21 protein-coding genes and 1 riboswitch are annotated in these 17438 nt (G+C 60.3%); of the genes, 11 read left to right on the top strand and 10 right to left on the bottom strand.

Annotation, left to right across the window (positions count from 1 at the left end):
- Window positions 1–165 precede the first annotated feature (165 nt).
- The gene (locus tag L4G42_RS22610; RefSeq protein ID WP_237250598.1) at window positions 166–381 is read right to left on the bottom strand and encodes a TIGR02450 family Trp-rich protein; all 216 of its coding nucleotides are present in this window, start codon (window positions 379–381) and stop codon (window positions 166–168) included.
- Window positions 378–1364, bottom strand: a complete 987-nt coding sequence (locus L4G42_RS22605) for an NAD(P)/FAD-dependent oxidoreductase (RefSeq protein WP_237250600.1) — start codon at window positions 1362–1364, stop codon at window positions 378–380. Before L4G42_RS22605 ends, L4G42_RS22610 begins: the two co-directional genes overlap by 4 nt.
- 297 nt (window positions 1365–1661) lie before the next feature.
- Here L4G42_RS22605 and L4G42_RS22600 point away from each other — a divergent pair, with 297 nt between their 5' ends.
- Entirely contained in the window at window positions 1662–2564 is a 903-nt protein-coding gene (locus L4G42_RS22600) for a TIGR01777 family oxidoreductase (protein WP_237250601.1), read from the top strand.
- A gap of 14 nt (window positions 2565–2578) precedes the next feature.
- Window positions 2579–3607 carry a ferrochelatase gene (gene hemH / locus L4G42_RS22595; protein ID WP_237250602.1) on the top strand — a complete coding sequence of 343 codons (1029 nt, stop codon included), beginning with the start codon at window positions 2579–2581 and terminating at the stop codon, window positions 3605–3607.
- Between the two features lie 314 nt (window positions 3608–3921).
- Here hemH and L4G42_RS22590 read toward each other — a convergent pair whose 3' ends face one another.
- Together L4G42_RS22590 and upp are read right to left on the bottom strand one after the other, a co-directional pair.
- Window positions 3922–5202, bottom strand: a complete 1281-nt coding sequence (locus tag L4G42_RS22590; protein ID WP_237250603.1) for a uracil-xanthine permease family protein — start codon at window positions 5200–5202, stop codon at window positions 3922–3924.
- Window positions 5202–5840, bottom strand: a complete 639-nt coding sequence (upp, locus tag L4G42_RS22585) for a uracil phosphoribosyltransferase (protein WP_133771905.1) — start codon at window positions 5838–5840, stop codon at window positions 5202–5204. The genes L4G42_RS22590 and upp overlap by 1 nt, the downstream gene beginning before the upstream one ends.
- Before the next feature lie 198 nt (window positions 5841–6038).
- Here upp and L4G42_RS22580 point away from each other — a divergent pair, with 198 nt between their 5' ends.
- The 3 genes from L4G42_RS22580 (at window position 6039) to L4G42_RS22570 (ending at window position 7647) form a co-directional block, all read left to right on the top strand.
- The gene (locus tag L4G42_RS22580) at window positions 6039–6596 is read left to right on the top strand and encodes a hypoxanthine-guanine phosphoribosyltransferase (protein ID WP_037018287.1); all 558 of its coding nucleotides are present in this window, start codon (window positions 6039–6041) and stop codon (window positions 6594–6596) included.
- Between the two features lie 210 nt (window positions 6597–6806).
- Window positions 6807–7292, top strand: a complete 486-nt coding sequence (locus L4G42_RS22575) for a hypothetical protein (RefSeq protein ID WP_237250604.1) — start codon at window positions 6807–6809, stop codon at window positions 7290–7292.
- 67 nt (window positions 7293–7359) lie between these two features.
- Window positions 7360–7647 (top strand): PA4642 family protein, encoded by a 288-nt coding sequence (locus tag L4G42_RS22570; RefSeq protein WP_237250605.1) that lies wholly within the window; start codon window positions 7360–7362, stop codon window positions 7645–7647.
- A gap of 168 nt (window positions 7648–7815) precedes the next feature.
- Here L4G42_RS22570 and mqo read toward each other — a convergent pair whose 3' ends face one another.
- Together mqo and L4G42_RS22560 are read right to left on the bottom strand one after the other, a co-directional pair.
- The gene (mqo, locus tag L4G42_RS22565) at window positions 7816–9321 is read right to left on the bottom strand and encodes a malate dehydrogenase (quinone) (RefSeq protein ID WP_237250606.1); all 1506 of its coding nucleotides are present in this window, start codon (window positions 9319–9321) and stop codon (window positions 7816–7818) included.
- A gap of 734 nt (window positions 9322–10055) precedes the next feature.
- Entirely contained in the window at window positions 10056–10289 is a 234-nt protein-coding gene (locus L4G42_RS22560; RefSeq protein WP_237250607.1) for a hypothetical protein, read from the bottom strand.
- Between the two features lie 221 nt (window positions 10290–10510).
- On the opposite strand from L4G42_RS22560, the gene L4G42_RS22555 reads away from it, so the two are divergent.
- On the top strand, window positions 10511–11092 hold the full coding sequence (locus L4G42_RS22555) for a YajG family lipoprotein (RefSeq protein WP_237250608.1): 582 nt from the start codon (window positions 10511–10513) through the stop codon (window positions 11090–11092).
- 100 nt (window positions 11093–11192) lie between these two features.
- On the opposite strand, the gene L4G42_RS22550 is transcribed toward L4G42_RS22555, so the two are convergent.
- Window positions 11193–11396, bottom strand: coding sequence for a hypothetical protein (locus L4G42_RS22550; protein ID WP_065991803.1), 204 nt, complete (start codon window positions 11394–11396; stop codon window positions 11193–11195).
- A 140-nt stretch (window positions 11397–11536) separates the two neighbouring features.
- Here L4G42_RS22550 and L4G42_RS22545 point away from each other — a divergent pair, with 140 nt between their 5' ends.
- On the top strand, window positions 11537–11806 hold the full coding sequence (locus L4G42_RS22545; protein ID WP_237250609.1) for a hypothetical protein: 270 nt from the start codon (window positions 11537–11539) through the stop codon (window positions 11804–11806).
- 215 nt (window positions 11807–12021) lie between these two features.
- Here the strand turns inward: L4G42_RS22545 and L4G42_RS22540 are convergent, their stop codons facing one another.
- Window positions 12022–13185: a 1-acyl-sn-glycerol-3-phosphate acyltransferase gene (locus L4G42_RS22540; RefSeq protein WP_237250610.1), complete on the bottom strand. Its 1164-nt coding sequence runs from the start codon at window positions 13183–13185 to the stop codon at window positions 12022–12024.
- Between the two features lie 214 nt (window positions 13186–13399).
- Between L4G42_RS22540 and L4G42_RS22535 the strand changes: the two genes are divergently transcribed.
- The 4 genes from L4G42_RS22535 to L4G42_RS22520 all read left to right on the top strand — a co-directional run bounded on the left by L4G42_RS22535 (window position 13400) and on the right by L4G42_RS22520 (window position 15527).
- Window positions 13400–13582, top strand: coding sequence for a CPXCG motif-containing cysteine-rich protein (locus L4G42_RS22535; RefSeq protein WP_237250611.1), 183 nt, complete (start codon window positions 13400–13402; stop codon window positions 13580–13582).
- Complete coding sequence (locus L4G42_RS22530) at window positions 13582–13842, top strand: putative signal transducing protein (protein WP_237250612.1); 261 nt, start codon at window positions 13582–13584, stop codon at window positions 13840–13842. The genes L4G42_RS22535 and L4G42_RS22530 overlap by 1 nt, the downstream gene beginning before the upstream one ends.
- A 51-nt stretch (window positions 13843–13893) precedes the next feature.
- Window positions 13894–14538, top strand: coding sequence for an SOS response-associated peptidase (locus L4G42_RS22525; RefSeq protein WP_237250613.1), 645 nt, complete (start codon window positions 13894–13896; stop codon window positions 14536–14538).
- 170 nt (window positions 14539–14708) lie between these two features.
- Window positions 14709–15527 (top strand): M48 family metallopeptidase, encoded by an 819-nt coding sequence (locus L4G42_RS22520; protein WP_237250614.1) that lies wholly within the window; start codon window positions 14709–14711, stop codon window positions 15525–15527.
- A gap of 57 nt (window positions 15528–15584) precedes the next feature.
- Here the strand turns inward: L4G42_RS22520 and L4G42_RS22515 are convergent, their stop codons facing one another.
- Both L4G42_RS22515 and L4G42_RS22510 read right to left on the bottom strand, forming a co-directional pair.
- Window positions 15585–16169, bottom strand: a complete 585-nt coding sequence (locus L4G42_RS22515; protein ID WP_237250615.1) for a TMEM165/GDT1 family protein — start codon at window positions 16167–16169, stop codon at window positions 15585–15587.
- 89 nt (window positions 16170–16258) lie between these two features.
- A riboswitch (yybP-ykoY riboswitch) is annotated at window positions 16259–16380 on the bottom strand.
- Between the two features lie 39 nt (window positions 16381–16419).
- Window positions 16420–17418, bottom strand: coding sequence for a class I SAM-dependent methyltransferase (locus L4G42_RS22510; protein ID WP_237250616.1), 999 nt, complete (start codon window positions 17416–17418; stop codon window positions 16420–16422).
- Window positions 17419–17438: the final 20 nt, after the last annotated feature.

The raw sequence follows: 17438 nt of genomic DNA, 5'->3' as shown, positions 1-17438 counted from the left end.
GACCCTCGATGGACTTCTTATACAGATCCGTTTCTCTGTACAATATTTGCCCATGATAGGTTTGTAGCAGTGCAAGTCAAATAATTTGTACAACATCAGGGAATGAAGCGACAAGGTGCGGGGATTTAGCCGCAAAGACAGGATTGCGCGGTGATTTAGAGGTGTTTACTTCCAGCCCATTTGCCAGCTCTGTTCATTCTGCAGTGTCTGCCAGACCATCTTCTGACTGCGCTTGGTCATCACGGCTTGCAGTTCAATCTCCAACACCGTGCCTTCCTCATCACAAAACAGCTCAGTAACCAGAAAGTGCTTTTCACGGTTGTGAGGGGACGCTGCCGTCCATTTCGACAGCAGCAGCTTGCGCGGATTGAGTCGATTCATTTGAGGTGTTCCAGCAGGCGCCGCGCAGCTTCCTGACCGCTCAGCCATGCGCCCTCGACGCGGCCCGACAGGCACCAGTCGCCGCAGACGTACAGGCCCAGATCCGCGTCAGAAAACGCGCCGACTTCGCGCCCGCCAGCAGGTCTTGCATACAGCCAGCGGTGGGCGAGGGTGAACGCCGGGGCCGGCATCGCGCAATTCATCAGCTCGGCAAATGCGCCATGCAGCTGATCGATGACCTCTTCCTTGGGCATGTCGACATGCTGGCGGCTCCAGGCGCTGGTGGCGTGCAAGATCCAGGTGTCCATCTGACTGTCACGCCCGGGTTTGCTGCGATTGCGGGCCAGCCAGTCGATGGCGCTGTCTTGCACGAAGCAGCCTTCGAGTGGAGTGTCCAGTGGGGTGTCGAAGGCCAGCGCGACGGCCCAGGTCGGTTCCATTTTCACGCCGGCAACAACGCTTGCCAGTTTCGGTGCGTCCGCCAGCAAGGTAGTGGCCTGGGGCGCGGGGATGGCGATCACGACCTGACTGAACGGGCCATGGCTTTGGCCGTCGGCGTCCAGCAGATTCCAGTGTTGTTCGCCACGAAAGACTTCGGTGATGCGGCAGGAAAAGGTCACCGGCATGTCGCCGAGCATGGCCCGGGTGATTGCACTCATGCGCGGCGCGCCGACCCAGCGCACTTGCTCGTCGGGTGACAGACTGAGTGTTCCGCCGTGATAGTTGTAGAGCAGCGGTTTCCACTCGGCCACATGGCCCTCAGCCTGCCATTGCTGCACGGCAGTGGCGAAGCGGCGGTCGCGGGCGGTGAAGTACTGGGCGCCCATGTCCAGTGCGCCGGCATCGCTGCGTTTGCTGGACATCCGGCCGCCACTGCCGCGGCTCTTGTCAAAGAGATGAATGCTATGCCCGGCGGCTTGCAACGCCTGGGCGGCGGAGAGTCCGGCGATGCCGGTACCGATGATTGCGATGGGGACAGTCATAGGGGCCTCGTTACCTGTCTGCACAGACTACGCCTCAGGCAAAAGCTGTACAATGCCGTTTTTCGGTATAAGTTGTCGCCCTGCACACGCAGGACGCTGACCTTCCAAGGGCTCGTTGACAAGTCTGACGCTTTACTTCAATCGTTCAACTGCACGATCGGGCTGTCCTAAAGAACAGCAGTGGAGTGGACCGCCGTAACCTGACCTAAAGTTGAGTGATCACTCCGCGCACGAGCTCATGGCTTGTGAAGAAATAGACTCCGCAATTGCGATGAACGCCACGTAAGGAACTCAGTCATGCACATCTTGCTGACCGGCGGTACAGGCTTGATAGGGCGTCGTTTGTGTAAACACTGGCTCGCGCAGGGCCATCAACTGACGGTCTTGAGTCGCAAACCCGAGGATGTCGCGCGGCTCTGCGGCGCCAACGTTCGCGGGATTGCACACTTCGATGATGTAGGCAGCCAGCACGTCGATGCGGTGGTCAATCTGGCCGGCGCGCCCATCGCCGACCGCCCGTGGACCCGCAAACGCAAGATACTGCTGTGGGACAGCCGCATCACCCTGACCGAGCAATTGGTCACCTGGCTTGAGCGCCGCGAGCAAAAGCCTGACGTGTTGATCTCCGGTTCCGCGGTCGGTTGGTACGGCGACGGCGGTGAGCGCGAACTCGATGAAAACGCGCAACCGGTCAGCGAAGATTTCGCCAGCCGCCTGTGCATTGCCTGGGAAGAGACCGCACAACGTGCTGAAGCGCTGGGCATTCGCGTGGTGCTGGTGCGCACCGGCCTGGTGTTGGCCGATGAAGGCGGCATGCTGCAACGCCTGTTGCCGCCGTTCAAAATGGGCATGGGCGGGCCGATTGGCAACGGACGCCAATGGATGCCGTGGGTTCATATCGAGGATCAAATCGGCCTGATTGATTTCCTGATGAACCGGGACGACGCCCGAGGTCCTTATAATGCCTGCGCGCCATCACCGGCCCGCAACCGGGACTTTGCCAAGACCCTTGCGTCCGTGCTGCACCGCCCGTCATTTATGCCAATGCCGGCCGTCGCGCTCCGATTGTTGCTGGGTGAGCTGTCGATCCTGCTGCTGGGCGGTCAACGCGCCCGGCCAGACCGCCTGCAAGAGGCGGGTTTCACTTTCCGATTCACTGATCTGCGCGCGGCCCTGGAAAATCTTCTGGGCCGCCACTGACATCAAGGTGTTGCATGACCGATCACGCTTTATTGATGGTTAACCTGGGCTCACCGGCTTCCACGTCGGTGGCTGACGTGCGCCGCTACCTCAATCAGTTCCTGATGGACCCTTACGTTATTGACGTGCCGTGGCCAGTGCGTCGCCTGATCGTCTCGCTGATTCTGATCAAGCGTCCGGAGCAGTCGGCCCATGCTTACGCGTCGATCTGGTGGGAGGAGGGTTCGCCGCTGGTGGTGCTGAGCAAGCGACTTCAGCAGGCCATGGTCAAGGAATGGAAGCACGGGCCGGTTGAGCTGGCGATGCGTTATGGCGAGCCTTCGATCGAAACCGTGCTCACGCGCCTGGCAGCCCAGGGCATCAAAAAGGTCACCTTGGCGCCGCTGTATCCGCAGTTCGCCGGCAGCACTGTGACCACGGTTATCGAAGAAGCCAAACGCGTGCTGCACGACAAGAAACTGAGTTTCGATCTCGCGCTGCTGGCGCCGTTCTTTAATCAGCAGGAATACCTCGACGCCCTGGTGGCGAGTGTGCGGCCGCATTTGCAGCAGGATTACGATCACCTGCTGCTGAGTTTCCATGGCCTGCCCGAGCGGCATATCACCAAGCTCGACCCGACCGGCAATCACTGTTTCAAGAGCGGCAACTGCTGTGAGACGGCGTCCCCCGAAGTTCTGGCGGTTTGCTACCGCGCCCAGTGCATGCGCTCATCGGCTGAGTTCGCCAAACTGATGGGGATCCCCGATGGCAAGTGGTCGGTGTCGTTTCAGTCGCGTCTGGGACGCGCGAAGTGGATCGAACCCTACACCGAGCCGCACCTGGCCGAGTTGGCGGCTAATGGCGTGAAGAAGCTGCTGGTCATGTGCCCGGCGTTTGTCGCGGATTGTATCGAAACACTGGAAGAGATCGGCGATCGCGGTGCCGAGCAGTTCAGGGAAGCGGGGGGCGAGGAGCTGGTGCTGATTCCGTGCCTGAACGACGACCCGAACTGGGCGAAAGCGCTGAATACATTGTGCGAAAAGGCACCGGCGATGGTGGTGTAACAACGCGAGCCCAGGTGTTGGCAAAATCCACTGTAGGAGCGTGCTTGCCCGCGAAAGCTTGTATTCAGTCGCCATCGATGTGACGCGACAACCGCATTTGCCATCAAGCCGGCTCCTACAGAGTGGGCATACGCCGACTATCTCGAGTGTGGGCAAGGTCCACTGTAGGAGCCGGCTTGCTGGCGAACCGGGCCGTCATCACCCTTGATGTGGCCCGAACCAACGCCTAGGCGAACACGCTCACTCCCACATAATGGCGTAGACAAAAAAGGGGCATCACGTGAGTAATGCCCCTTTTTCATAACGCTTCCGAATTACGGCAACTGGTCATCCAGGTGCTTGTTCTTCCACGCGTCATTCCCCGGCAGGATCAGGTTCAGCACGATGGCGGTCACGGCGCACAGCGCGATGCCTTTCATGCCGAAATCATCAGGTCCGTTGCCGGTACCGATCAGCACGCCGCCAATGCCGAACACCAGCGTGACGGACACGATCACCAGATTGCGCGCTTCGGCCAGGTCGACCTTGTGGCGGATCAGCGTGTTCATGCCCACCGCCGCGATTGAGCCGAACAGCAGGCACAGAATCCCGCCCATGACCGGCACCGGAATGCTCTGCAGCAAGGCGCCGAACTTGCCGATGAAGGCCAGGGTAATGGCGAAAATGGCCGCCCAGGTCATGATCTTCGGGTTGTAGTTTTTGGTCAGCATCACCGCGCCGGTTACTTCGGCGTAGGTGGTGTTGGGCGGGCCACCGAAAGCACCGGCCACGGTCGTCGCAATGCCGTCACCCAGCAAGGTGCGATGCAGGCCGGGCTTCTTCAGGTAATCGCGGCCCGTCACGCTGCCCACTGCAATCACGCCACCGATGTGCTCGATGGCCGGGGCCAGTGCCACCGGTACGATGAACAGGATCGCCTGCCAGTTGAATTCCGGCGCCGTGAAGTGCGGCAACGCCAGCCAGGGCGCGGCAGCAATCTTCGCCACATCGACCACGCCGAAATAGAACGACAGCGCAAAACCCACCAGCACGCCCGAGATGATCGGCACGAGGCGGAAGATGCCTTTGCCGAACACCGCAACGATCAACGTCGTCAGCAGCGCCGCCATCGAAATCACAATGGCGGTGTTATACGGGATCAGCTCTGCGGCGCCATCGCCCGTCCGGCCCATCGCCATGTTGGCGGCAATGGGTGCCATCGCCAGACCAATGGAAATGATCACCGGGCCAATCACCACCGGCGGCAGCAGGCGGTCGATAAAACCGGTGCCTTTGATCTTCACGGCCAGGCCAAGGAAGGTGTAAACGAAGCCTGCTGCCATTACGCCGCCCATGGTCGCTGCCAGGCCGAACTGGCCCTTGGCGAGAATGATCGGGGTAATGAAAGCAAAGCTCGACGCGAGAAAGACCGGCACCTGACGACCTGTCACCACCTGGAAGCACAGGGTGCCCAGGCCTGCAGTGAACAGCGCCACGTTAGGGTCGAGGCCAGTGATCAGCGGCATCAATACCAGCGCGCCGAATGCCACGAACAGCATCTGCGCGCCCGACAATATGGTGCGCCAGAGTGGATCGTTGAACTCATCCAGCTTCATCAGGCGTCCTTCTGCTTGGTGCCGAAAATCTTGTCACCGGCATCGCCCAGGCCCGGAATGATGTAGCCGTGTTCGTTCAGTTGCTGATCGATGGACGCGGTGTAGATGTTGACGTCCGGATGGGCCTTCTCGACGGTGGCGATGCCTTCCGGTGCGGCAACCAGGACCATCGCGCGAATGTCGCGGCAACCGGCTTTTTTCAGCAGGTCGATGGTGGCAACCATGGAGGCGCCAGTGGCGAGCATCGGGTCGATGATCAGCGCCAGACGCTGGTCGATCTCGGGGGCGAGTTTTTCCAGGTACGTGTGGGCTTCGAGGGTTTCTTCATTGCGCGCAACGCCCACGGCACTGACCTTGGCGCCCGGGATCAGGCTGAGCACGCCTTCAAGCATGCCGATGCCGGCCCGAAGGATTGGCACCACGGTGATCTTCTTGCCGGCGATCTTCTCGACCTGAACCGTGCCGGCCCAGCCCTGAATTTCGTAGGTTTCCAGCGGCAGATCCTTGGTCGCTTCATACGTCAGCAGCGCACCGACTTCCTGAGCCAGTTCACGAAAATTCTTGGTGCTGATATCGGCACGGCGCATCAGGCCGAGCTTGTGGCGGATCAGCGGATGGCGGATCTCACGAATGGGCATAGGGGAAAGGCTCCAGCGGGCGGGCAAAAAAAACGGCTTAGATTAATCTATTCAGCTGTAACTTGTCCTGACGGTTAGGTTCGAGCGCCGAGATTTGTGGAACGGCAGTGCAACGTTAGTCCAGAAACACTTGCCCTGATGTCGGCGGATGCGTACCTTTGCCCGCTTTTCCTCACACAGCCCCCCTTGGAGAGCGTCATGTCCGCTGATCTCGAGCATATCCGTCAAGTCATGCGCGAGGCTGACTGCCTGTACAACGAGGCCGAAGTCGAGGCCTCCATCGCCCGCGTCGGCGAGCAAATCAATGGCGTGCTGGCCGACCGTAACCCGGTGGTTTTTTGCGTGATGAACGGCGGCCTGATCTTCGCCGGCAAGCTGCTCACACATCTGAATTTCCCGCTGGAAGCGTCCTACCTGCACGCCACCCGCTATCGCAACGAAACCAGCGGCGGCGACCTGTTCTGGAAAGCCAAGCCTGAAGTCTCGTTCATCGACCGCGATGTGCTGATCATTGACGACATCCTCGATGAAGGTCACACCCTCGGCGCGATCATCGACTTCTGCAAACATGCCGGCGCGCGCGCTGTTCACACCGCAGTGCTGATCGACAAGGACCACGACCGCAAAGCGCGTCCTGACCTTAAAGCCGATTTCGTTGGCCTGCCTTGCATCGACCGCTACATCTTCGGTTACGGCATGGACTACAAAGGCTACTGGCGCAACGCGGCCGGCATTTACGCGGTTAAAGGCATGTAACGAAACCCAAGCCGATTTACAGCGTCTGTGTCTGCCGAAGATCCTGGCTATAACTCCAGACCTATTGTAGGAGCGCGCTTGCCCGCGAAAGCGTTCGTCCAGTCGCCATCGATGCAACCTCACCTATAGCGTTCGCGGGCAAGCGCGCTCCTACAGATGCCTGGCAGGCTCCACATGCTAGAGTGCCCCCCACTTTTTCGGGAGGCGCTCATGTCGTTATCGTTTCGAACCACCGCTGCATTGATGTTGCTGTTGACGCTGCCACTCCCCGCACTCGCCGAACCCATGCACGCGCAATACCTGCCGCCGGACGAGCTGTCCGTGCGCGAGGGCGAACCCGAGCAGCAGCAATTGCTGCAGATCACCGAGTATTCGGTGGTGGTGGGCAGCCAGCGTCAGTCGAATCAGCAGCCGATCCCGGTCACGTCACCGCTGATACTGCGCCTGAAAGGCAAGCCCATGAACAAGGGCGCGACCATTTCCGACGTGCTGATCCACTTCGACGGCGAAAGCAAAAGTCTGAAGAAACCGACCTACGACGGGCCTTCGCGTACGCTGACGCTGTATTACCCGGCGACGCAATACCGCGTGCTCGTGGATTTGCTGCGTAACGAAAAGGTCTACTGCCAGTTCCTCAGCTATGCCAACGGTCACGTCTGGGCTGACCTGCACACCGGCAGCGTACGCGCGCGTTGAGCCAGCGACCGGGCGGGGGGTAAACTGCCCGCCCGAGAAATGTCCCGCAAGTCAGTTGGAGTCAGCAATGCGTAAAGATAAGAAGCAGGTGATTGGCGATGAAATTGGCGACGCCCAGATCAAGCTGTTCCTGGATTTCGAGCCGGTCGACGCCACGTCGCCGTCGCTGCACAAGCTGATCAAGGCCTACCGTGGCCTGCGCATCGATGATTTCGGGCGGTTTCTGACGTTCTTCAAGGAAGCCGGTTACGACCTCGACGGCAAAGACGAACACGGCAATGACTTCGTGGCGCTGATCAAGGATCAACGCAATGCCGAGGAATACATCGAACTGATCGAGAAAGCCAAAGGCTGAATCTCGTGACGTCGGGGTAGACACGCCTCGGCGCCCGATATTTCCCACATCACTGAGCTGCAACGATGGCTTACCCTGCCAAAGCCTGTCTCCTACTGAGTACAAAAACAGAAACCCCGCCTGGCTTGGCGGGGTTTTTTGTTCTGACGGCTTAACGCAAGACTACTGTCAGGCGAAGGTGGCCGCTTCGCTGTTCTGCACCAGATCCAGGCTGGCATCGCTCTGAGCACTGACGCGCTGGTAAAGCTGCGCATCGGTTTCCAGTGCCTTTTCGCGAGCCGGGAAGATCTCGTTCAACTTGGTAGCCCACTCGGTGCGGGCCTTGTCCGGGAAGCAACGCTCGATCAGATCCAGCATGATCGAAACAGTCACCGAAGCGCCCGGCGAAGCGCCAAGCAGCGCGGCAAGGGAGCCGTCCCGGGCCGACACCAGCTCGGTACCGAACTGCAAAACGCCGCCTTTTTTCGGGTCTTTCTTGATGATCTGTACGCGCTGACCGGCTACTTCCAGGCGCCAGTCTTCGGCTTTGGCCTCTGGATAGAAGCGGCGAAGGGCATCGAGCCGCTGTTCCATCGACTGGCGCACTTCGCTGATCAGGTATTTGGTCAGGTCCATGTTGTCGCGGGCCACCGCCAGCATCGGCGCGATGTTGGCCGCGCGGATCGACAACGGCAGGTCCATGAGCGAACCATGCTTGAGGAACTTGGTGGTGAAGCCGGCATAAGGCCCGAACAACAGGGACGTCTTACCGTCGACAACGCGGGTGTCCAGGTGCGGCACTGACATCGGTGGCGAACCCACCGCCGCCTGGCTGTACACCTTGGCCTGATGACGCTTGACCACTTCAGGGTTGTCGCAACGCAGCCACTGACCGCTCACCGGGAAGCCGCCGAAGCCCTTGCCTTCTTCGATGCCGGACATCTGCAGCAACGGCAGTGCCGCGCCGCCCGCGCCCAGAAATACAAATTTGGCGTCGATGTTGCGAGTATCGCCGCTGTTCACGTCCTTGATGGTGACGGTCCAGCCGTCACCTTGGCGGCTCAGGTCGGTGACGCGTTTGCAGTATTTGACCTGCGCATCGGGCGCCGTGGCCAGGTGCTTGAGCAGCATGTTGGTCAGGTTGCCGAAGTTGACGTCGGTGCCGTGCATGACCCGGGTCGCCGCGATAGGCTCATCGGCTGGACGGCCGGGCATCATCAGCGGCATCCACTCGGCCAGTCTGGCTTTGTCTTCGGTGTATTCCATCGAGGCGAAGGCGTGGTGCGTGCGCAGCGCTTCGTAACGCTTTTTCAGGTACGTCATGCTTTTTTCGCCCTGAACGAAGCTCAGGTGCGGAACCGGCGTGATGAACGAGCGTGAAGCGCCGAACGTGCCTTTGCGAGCCAGGTAGGCCCAGAATTGCTTCGAGACCTCGAACTGGGTGTTGATGTGAATCGCTTTCTTGGTATCGATCGAGCCATCGGCCGCTTCCGGCGTGTAGTTCAGCTCGCACAGGCCGGCGTGGCCGGTGCCTGCGTTGTTCCAGGGGTTAGAGCTTTCTGCAGCACCGGAATCCATCAGCTCGACGACTTCAACCTTGAGGTTCGGGTCCAGCTCTTTGAGCAGTACGGCGAGGGTGGCACTCATGATGCCTGCCCCGACCAGTACTACGTCGACTGCTTCGTTATGCGCCATTAACGCGTCTCCAAAATCTGCAGCACCAAATTGACGGCATGCGTTCCCGTGGTCAGTCGCCAAGTCCGGGCGGCGCGGTGTTCGCGCAGTGCCTCGTTCAACCTGGCCGGGATCGCCATGTCCGATTCTTCGCAATTTTTTGCATCTTCAGCGGACGCCACCGAACGAGCCTGGTTGATGCTTTTATAAGGCAAGCATGAACGCATTTTTCGGCCCGTGCAGCCATTCGACTATCGTCAAGGCGTCCGGTTGTGCAACCCAATCCGTAGCGGACAGGCTTCAGGCTCTTTTGACAGAGACTGCGTTGCGGTCGGTCCTTTGCAAGGGGGCTGGGTCAGACGCTAACGGTGCATTTACAAACGCGGAACTATTCATTTGCTTGCCACACTCTTGTGAAGTTGTGAAAACCCGTTTTTTTCACGCTCTTTTGGAGACGCGAACCTCAAAAAGGGCTGCGCCATGGCAGCTCTGGCAGATCAGGTTCATACGCGATGTGAGGCAAGGACTGGCGCCGGACGTTCGGATTAATCGACGATCCGGCGTCTACGCCGCGGCCACATCGGGCTGCACATGTCTGTGTGGAAGGCTCTCTGTGGGCGGTACGGAGGAGTCGATAATGGCTATCGACGATGCTGCGAGGCCCGATCAGGAGACGTCCTTATAATCGGGGGAAGATTATAGCGATGAAACGCGCAGAAATGATCCAGGAAAAATGACTTTTATTCGCCTTTTGGTCAGATGCTGAGCATATGCCGGGCGGTAATCGCACGTGACCGGGAAGTCACCCGCGCGTTTGCAGGGAGTGGGCGCTGCAGCCAGCACAGGTTTGCCTCGTGGACTTCGACCCAGCCCTGACCACAGGGCGTCTCGGCGCAGTGCTTGAATGCCAGGCAAATGCCGTGCTGGTCGAGACGTGCATAGTGACGATGACGGCGGCGCAGCGAGAACAACGACCAAAGAAAGTCCATGGCAGGACTCCTTGCTGGAGAGTTGAAAAAAGTATGGCCGGCAGGCATGACACCGCTGTGACGTTGCGATTGCGCAATTGTGTTCATTTCGAACGAGGGAGCATTCCCGCCTGGCTGGAACCGGCGCGATGGCACTTTGTCGTATCTTTACCCTAGTGAGCGGCCTTGGGAGGTCGCTATACTGCGGCACATTTTGTGCCTTGGCCCATGGAGAAATGAGCATGTTGCGTCGCGTTCTGTTCGGTTTGCTTGCCGCTGGCAGTCTGACCCTGGCGGGCTGTGCCCACAGCCCGCAATCCCTCACCCCGGAACCCAAGCTGAACGCTCAACTGGCACCGGTCGGTCACGGTCAGCAAGTGGTCGTGCGCGTGGTTGACGGTCGTCAGTCGCAGACGCTGGGCACCCGTGGTGGCCTGTACCCGGAAACCAGTTCGATCACCGTCAACGGTCAGCAGTTGCTGCCGCAGTTGCAGGCTCAGGCTGAAGCCGGCGTGCGTTTGCTCGGTTTCACCCCAGTGCCGAACGGTAGCGGTCCTCAGTTGACCGTCACCCTGGCAGAGCTGAAGTATCAATCGCCGAAAGAAGGCCTGTACGTCACTGAAGCCAACATCAGCTCCACGTTCCGTGCTGACGTTCAGAACGCCGGCCGCAACTACAGCGGTCGCTACGCGGCCTCACTGGATCAACGCTTCGGCATGGCGCCAAACGAAGAGACCAACACCAAGCTGATCAGCGACGTACTCAGCGACGCGCTGACTCGCCTGTTCCAGGATCAGACGATTGGCCGCACCCTCGGGCAGTAAGCTCAACGCCTGATTCTGATCTGCAAAAAGCCCCGGTTTCGCGAGAAGCCGGGGCTTTTTTTATTCAGCGGGGTCGCTCGGGATTCCAGGCCCAGGGGCTTCAAGCCGCCTGATAGAAATCCAGAAAACTGAAACCGGTCTGCAGATCCACTTCCGGCAGGTCGTTGTGCGCATGGCCGCCCAACGCGCAGTACACCAGCCAATGCCTGTCCTGAACGTTGAACGCCAGTGCGTCGATCAATGCTTCCTGTTCGTCGCTGGGGGCGATGAGGTAAAGGCGGTCCTGGTTGTGGGCGTGCAGCATGACGCTCTCCGTGGCGGTAGGTCGGTTTGAGGTCCCACACAGTGCCCGGTTCAGGTGACGTTAAGGTGACAGCGATTAGTGTGAGCGGCAGATCCAAACAGAGTCTGCGGCGCCCATTAATCCCGCGCCATTGAGGCACCATGTCGCTTATCCATCACGCCCCCGGCATCGCCATCAACCTCTGCGCCTTGCTTGCCGCAGGCCCGGGCATCTGGCTGCTGCAGACCACACGCAGCCGTGAACAGCGGGAGATGGCACACCTTCACCACCTCACCGAACAAGCCCCGATCGACGAGCCCATTCACCTGATGGACGTGCCTACCTTGCGCATGATCCGCCTGAGCTATCGGTTCGGAACGGCGTGCCTGGCGTTCGCGCTGTTGTTGTCGTGGGTAAGCACGAAGCTTTGATCACCGGATCGGGCTCGTTCATGTGGGAGTGAGTGCTCACGAGGGGGCATTTCGGCCGCTGGATATGTAGGGGACATCCGCGCCTCTTCGTGCGCAAGCTCCCTCCCACAATCTGTTCATCTGCCGGGGGAGTGGTGGAGTCGCTATATTAATAAGCGCGGCACCACGAAAAACGGCGCCCTGAGAGCGCCGTTTATTCGTGAGAGAAGGAGGCCTTATAGCGGCAACCCGGCCTTCACTCGGTACTGATTGCGTACCGGCATGGCGTATTGCTGAATCAGAAACGGGCGGTGCTCGGCAGGGCAGCCATTAAGTCGGCGCTGCCATTCATCTTCCGCACGCTCCAGCTCGTCCGCCGGGAACACGTCAGCGGCCTCTGGCACCTTCAACGCCGGCTCGGCGTCAGCCCACTGCGCGTACGCCAGGTAGTGCACCGGGAACAGCCGATAGCCACCGAGGATCTGCCGGTCCATTTCGATTGCCAGCTGTTTGGTGTCCTCGAACAGCTCGGTGATCGGCGGGGCGAAGTTCACGTGTACGCGGCCTTTGTAGCCGGTGATCCCCAGCGCAATGCTGACGTCGTCCTCGCCCGGCACTTTGGTGTAACTGCCGGTCGTGGCGCGGATGTACAGCTCCCGCGCCTTGGCGTGATCGCACGGGTCGTACTCGTAGCTGATCGACACGGGTGTCAGGTTCAACGACTGGATGACTTCGCCAAACGGCTCGTCCTTGCGGCTCATGTGGAACATCTTGAGGATGGCCGATTCGGTGCGGTCGTCGCCGTCTTTGGCGCGGCCTTCAGCCTGGGCGATCCAGATCGACTGGCAGTCATTGCGGATGGAATGATTGATGTACGCCGACAGCAACTGGTAGGCCGCCATCTTCTCGCGACGCCCGGTGATCGAGCGATGCACGATGAAGCTCTTGTTCAGGCGCATCAGGTCGCTGACGAAGGGTTTTTGCAGCAGGTTGTCGCCAATGGCGATGCGTGGCGTTGGCAGGCCCGCATGGTAGACCGCATAGTTGACGAAAGCCGGGTCCATCACGATATCGCGGTGGTTGGCCAGAAACAGGTACGCAACCCCGGACTTGAACTGCTCGACGCCGGTGTAGGTCACACCGTCAGTGGCGCGTTCGATGGTGTGATCGACGTAATGCTCGACCTTGTCCTGCAGGGCCGCGACGGTGTCGATGCCGGCGAACTGGCGACGCAGCTTGCGCGCGATGGCCGGTTGCAGAATCCAGCCGAGGGAGCCGGCCAGGCGCGGAAATCGGAAGTGCGTGAGGATCGCGAGGAGCGCTTTGTCACCCAGCAGCCGATCAAGCACGGCTTTCACTTCGCTGTCGTCGTACGGTCGGATGGCATCGAATTCGCCCATCATGCTCTCTTGTCGGAAACGGCTAAGGTAAAGGAGGTCGAGTCCGGTGCAGCAGCGAGTCATGACACCACAGGCGTGATGCCTGGGCGGCGGCCGCGCAACAAGGCGGCTTCGCTAAAAGTGTCGACTCAGGCTGATGCCCGGATGCTGAGGAATAAAGCTCGACCCGCAAACAAGTCGGCGATTATACGCAAAACTGGGCCCGGAGACTGTTATGCAGGAAATACAGGATTATGACTGCCCTTATTGCGGCGAACCGGTGGAGGCGGTGCTGGATCTGTCCGGCGGCGATCAGACCTACATTGAGGATTGCCCCGTCTGCTGCCGGCCGATCAACTTCAGTCTGCAGACCGATGGGGAAGAGTGGACGCTGGACGTCCGCAGCGAGAACGAGTAATGCGCAAGATCTATGAGCCCGAACACCTGATGGAAGGCGAGCTGCTGCAGTCCATGCTCGCCAGCGAAGGCATCGAGTCCCACATCACCGGGCGTCATTTGCTGGGCGCCGTCGGCGATTTGCCGGCGTTCGGGTTGCTGGGCCTGACGGTCGATGATGACCAGGCTGAGCACGCGCGTCTGTTGATCACCGAGTACAATGCCGCCTTTCCGCTGCCCGGTGATGAGCCGGACAGCTACCCCGATGTGTTGCTGTGCTGAATCCCGTTCGCGCGCGCCTCATTCGCTTTCAAAAAGAGGTGTGCTGAACCCATGTGTGGACGTTATGCGCTATTTCGTTGGTCGCCTGCCTTTGCGGCCTTGCCCGGATTTCCGAGCGACCAGCAAGCGCAGTGGAATATTTCTCCTGCCGCTTCTGTCTTGATGGTCCGGGCGGCGCCGGGCGAGGTCGAGGAGGGCGCCGAGCGCGGACGCGAGCTGGCCCGGGCACGTTGGGGGCTGACCCCGCCATGGCTGACCGACATGTCGCGCACGCCGGCTCATGCCCGGGCCGAGACCGTGGCCGAACAGCCCATGTTTCGCCAGGCGTTCCGTGAACGCCGCTGCCTGCTTCCGGCCAACGGCTTTTATGAATGGCGTGGCAGCGTACGCAAGCGACCGTTCTGGCTGACGCCGGCAGAAGGGTCGACGCTGTACTTCGCTGCGATCTGGGAGGCCTATCCCGTCGAAGGCCACACCTACCTGAGCGTTGCCGTGGTCACGCAGTCGGCCATGAACCAGCGTCGACCGTTGATTCTTGATGAAGAGGGGCAGCGCGCCTGGCTTGATCCGGACTGCCCGCTGATCACCTTGCAAGCGATGCTTGCCGCGCCGCAGATGCAATTGCGCGAACGGCCATTGGCCAATCTGGTAAACGACCCGAAGCTCAACGCGCCGGAATGCCTGACACCCCTGTAACGCTGCCATTGCAACGCTCATCTCTTCGACCTGAAACGTGCGTCCTAACATGTCTATCCTGTTACAAAGGCGCGATTTCTTTGCGCCTTTTCACGTGGCAGACGACTGGCATCTGGTGCTCGGCCTGCGTATTGCCTAGGATGGCGCGATTGTTTCAATGGAGATACGAAATGCGCAGGATTTTTGCTCTTTGTGGTGTGACGGCAGCTTTGCTGGTTGTTGGGTGTCAGGCGGTCAATACCACCACCGGCGATTCGGTGGGTGTCGAGCGCAAGCAATACATGTTCAGCATGTTGTCGACTGACGAAGTCAACAAGATGTACGCCCAGTCCTATCAGCAGACGGTCAGCGAAGCCACGTCCAAAGGCGTGCTCGACAACAGCAGCGCCGAGGGCAAGCGTGTCCAGGCCATCGCCAAGCGTCTGATTGCCCAAGCGCCGAAATTGCGGCCCGACGCGGCGCAGTGGCAGTGGGATGTGAACCTGATCAAGAGCGATGAGCTGAACGCCAACTGCGGTCCCGGCGGCAAGATCATCGTTTACAGCGGCCTGATCGATACGCTGAAGCTCAGTGATGACGAACTGGCGGCGGTCATGGGCCACGAAATCGCCCACGCCTTGCGCGAACACGGTCGTGAAGCCATGTCCAAGGCCTACGGTGTACAGATGGCGAAGCAGGGCGCCGGTGCATTGTTGGGGCTGGGGCAGGACAGTCTGGCGTTGGCCGACACCGTGGTCGATTACAGCCTGACGCTGCCCAACAGCCGCGCCAATGAAAACGAAGCGGACCTGCTGGGCCTAGAGCTCGCGGCGCGCGCCGGGTACAACCCGAACGCCGCGATCACGCTGTGGCAGAAGATGGAAGCCCAAGGCAGCGCGTCGCAGCCTGAATTCATGAGCACCCACCCGGCCTCGTCCAACCGGATCGCCTCGTTGCAGGCGGCGATCCCGAAAGTGATGCCGTTGTATCAGCAGGCGCCGAAGGGCTGATCATCGCTTTAACCCTGTGGGCGTGAGCTTGCTCGCGCCTACAGGGTTTCTGGCGGCCTACACCCAGCCGCTGATCTGCATCGCTTTATACACTGCAACGATCGCCAGAATGAAAAACGCCCCTGCTGCCAGACGACGAATCAGCGTCAGCGGCAGTTTCTCCGCAGCAAAATTCCCCGCCAGCACCACCGGCACATTGGCCAGCAACATGCCCAGCGTCGTGCCGAGAATCACCAGCCACAAGTTGGAATACTGCGCCGCCAGCATGACCGTGGCGATCTGCGTCTTGTCGCCGATTTCCGCGATAAAGAACGCGATCAGTGTGGTCAGGAAGGGGCCGAACTTGCGACCGGTACTGGCTTCGTCGTCGTCCAGTTTGTCTGGAACCAGCGTCCACAGCGCCGTGGCGGTAAAGCTGGCGGCAAGGATCCAGTGCAGGACGGCGTCCGAAAGGTAGCTGCTGAACCATGCGCCCACGGCACCGGCTGCAGCATGGTTGGCCAGCGTGGCTGCGACAATTCCGGCGATGATGGGCCAGGGCTTGCGGAAGCGAGCGGCGAGAACGAGTGCGAGGAGTTGGGTCTTGTCACCGATTTCAGCCAGTGCGACGACAGCGGTGGGGACCAACAGGGATTCCAGCATCAGGGTTTTCCTAAGGGGCGGGTCAACACGGCTATGACACGTACAACCTCCCCGCCCCGGGTCAGGATGTTCGTGTCATAGGTCTTGTCAAACCACCGATCCGTCTGAGCGGATCTGGGGTCGCACGCACCATGGTCTGAGGACCAAGTATGTTGATGCGTGCCGGACGAGCATGGCGCTCGTGGGAGACTACTCCCCTAGGACGGAGCGGATTCTGCCTACACGTCTCGTGTTCGGCAAGCGCTAATTATCACGCACGTTTCGCACGGTAAATCCGGAAACCCTGCCCCTCGGCCATGATCGCGCACGGCCCCAGATGCGACTCGATGATCGGCTGATAGCGCAGGAAGCTATTGGCTACCAGACGCAGTTCGCCGCCTTTTCTCAGATGTTCTCGTGCTTTTTTCAGCAGGTTCTCGGTTGCGGCGTAATCGGTATGGACGCCGGTATGGAACGGCGGATTGGTCAGAATCGCGTCCAGGTCGTTCGGGGCGGCGTCGATGCCATTGCCCGTCAGGACCTCGGCTTCAAGACCATTGGCAGCCAGGGTCAGCCGGCTGCTCGCGGTGGCAAACGCATCGACATCCAGCATCGTCACACGTGTTTCGGGGTAACGACGTTTCACCGCCGCGCCGAGAACGCCCGCGCCACAGCCGAAGTCCAGCAAATGGCCGGCGGAGAGCCGGTCGATGTTTTCCAGCAGCAGCGCCGAACCCCGGTCCAGGCGGCCGTGGCTGAACACGCCCGGCAGACTCACTACCTTCAACGCGCCGCCTTCGATTTCGATGTCAAAACGTTTGGCCAGGCTGTCGAGCTCAACGGCTGGCGGAGGCGTTTCGACCGTGACTTGCCAGAGCTGGCAATGACGGGCGCTGTCGAGTTTGCGCGTGCGCCCGAACGGGCTTAGCTGGCGGGCGGCGGCCTCGATGCCACCGCGTTTTTCGCCCACCAGAAACAGCTCACGTCCGGCCAGACGCGAAGCGAGCGCGTTGATGAGGTAATCAGCGAGGTCGCGGGCCTTGGGCAAAAACAGGACGGCGGCTTCAAAGGGTTCGGCCGGTGCTTCGGTGCCGAAGTGCACGCGCTCTGGAAACCGCGTCCCGAGCGTGTCGAAGTCGCCAGCGTGCCAGCTCCAGCCGCGTGCATTGGGCAGCGTGCTCAGCAGGTCGTCGGCGGGGAGGCCGGTCAGCAACAAGGAGCCCTGAAACAAATCGGCCTGCCGGAGTAACACTTCACTGCGCGGGTCCATCATCGGCTCCTCGAAAAAAA

This window comes from Pseudomonas petrae, from assembly GCF_021728295.1.
Lineage (GTDB): Bacteria > Pseudomonadota > Gammaproteobacteria > Pseudomonadales > Pseudomonadaceae > Aquipseudomonas > Aquipseudomonas petrae.
Note: the sequence above shows the minus strand (reverse complement) of the source record. Positions and strands in the feature narration are given on the sequence as shown.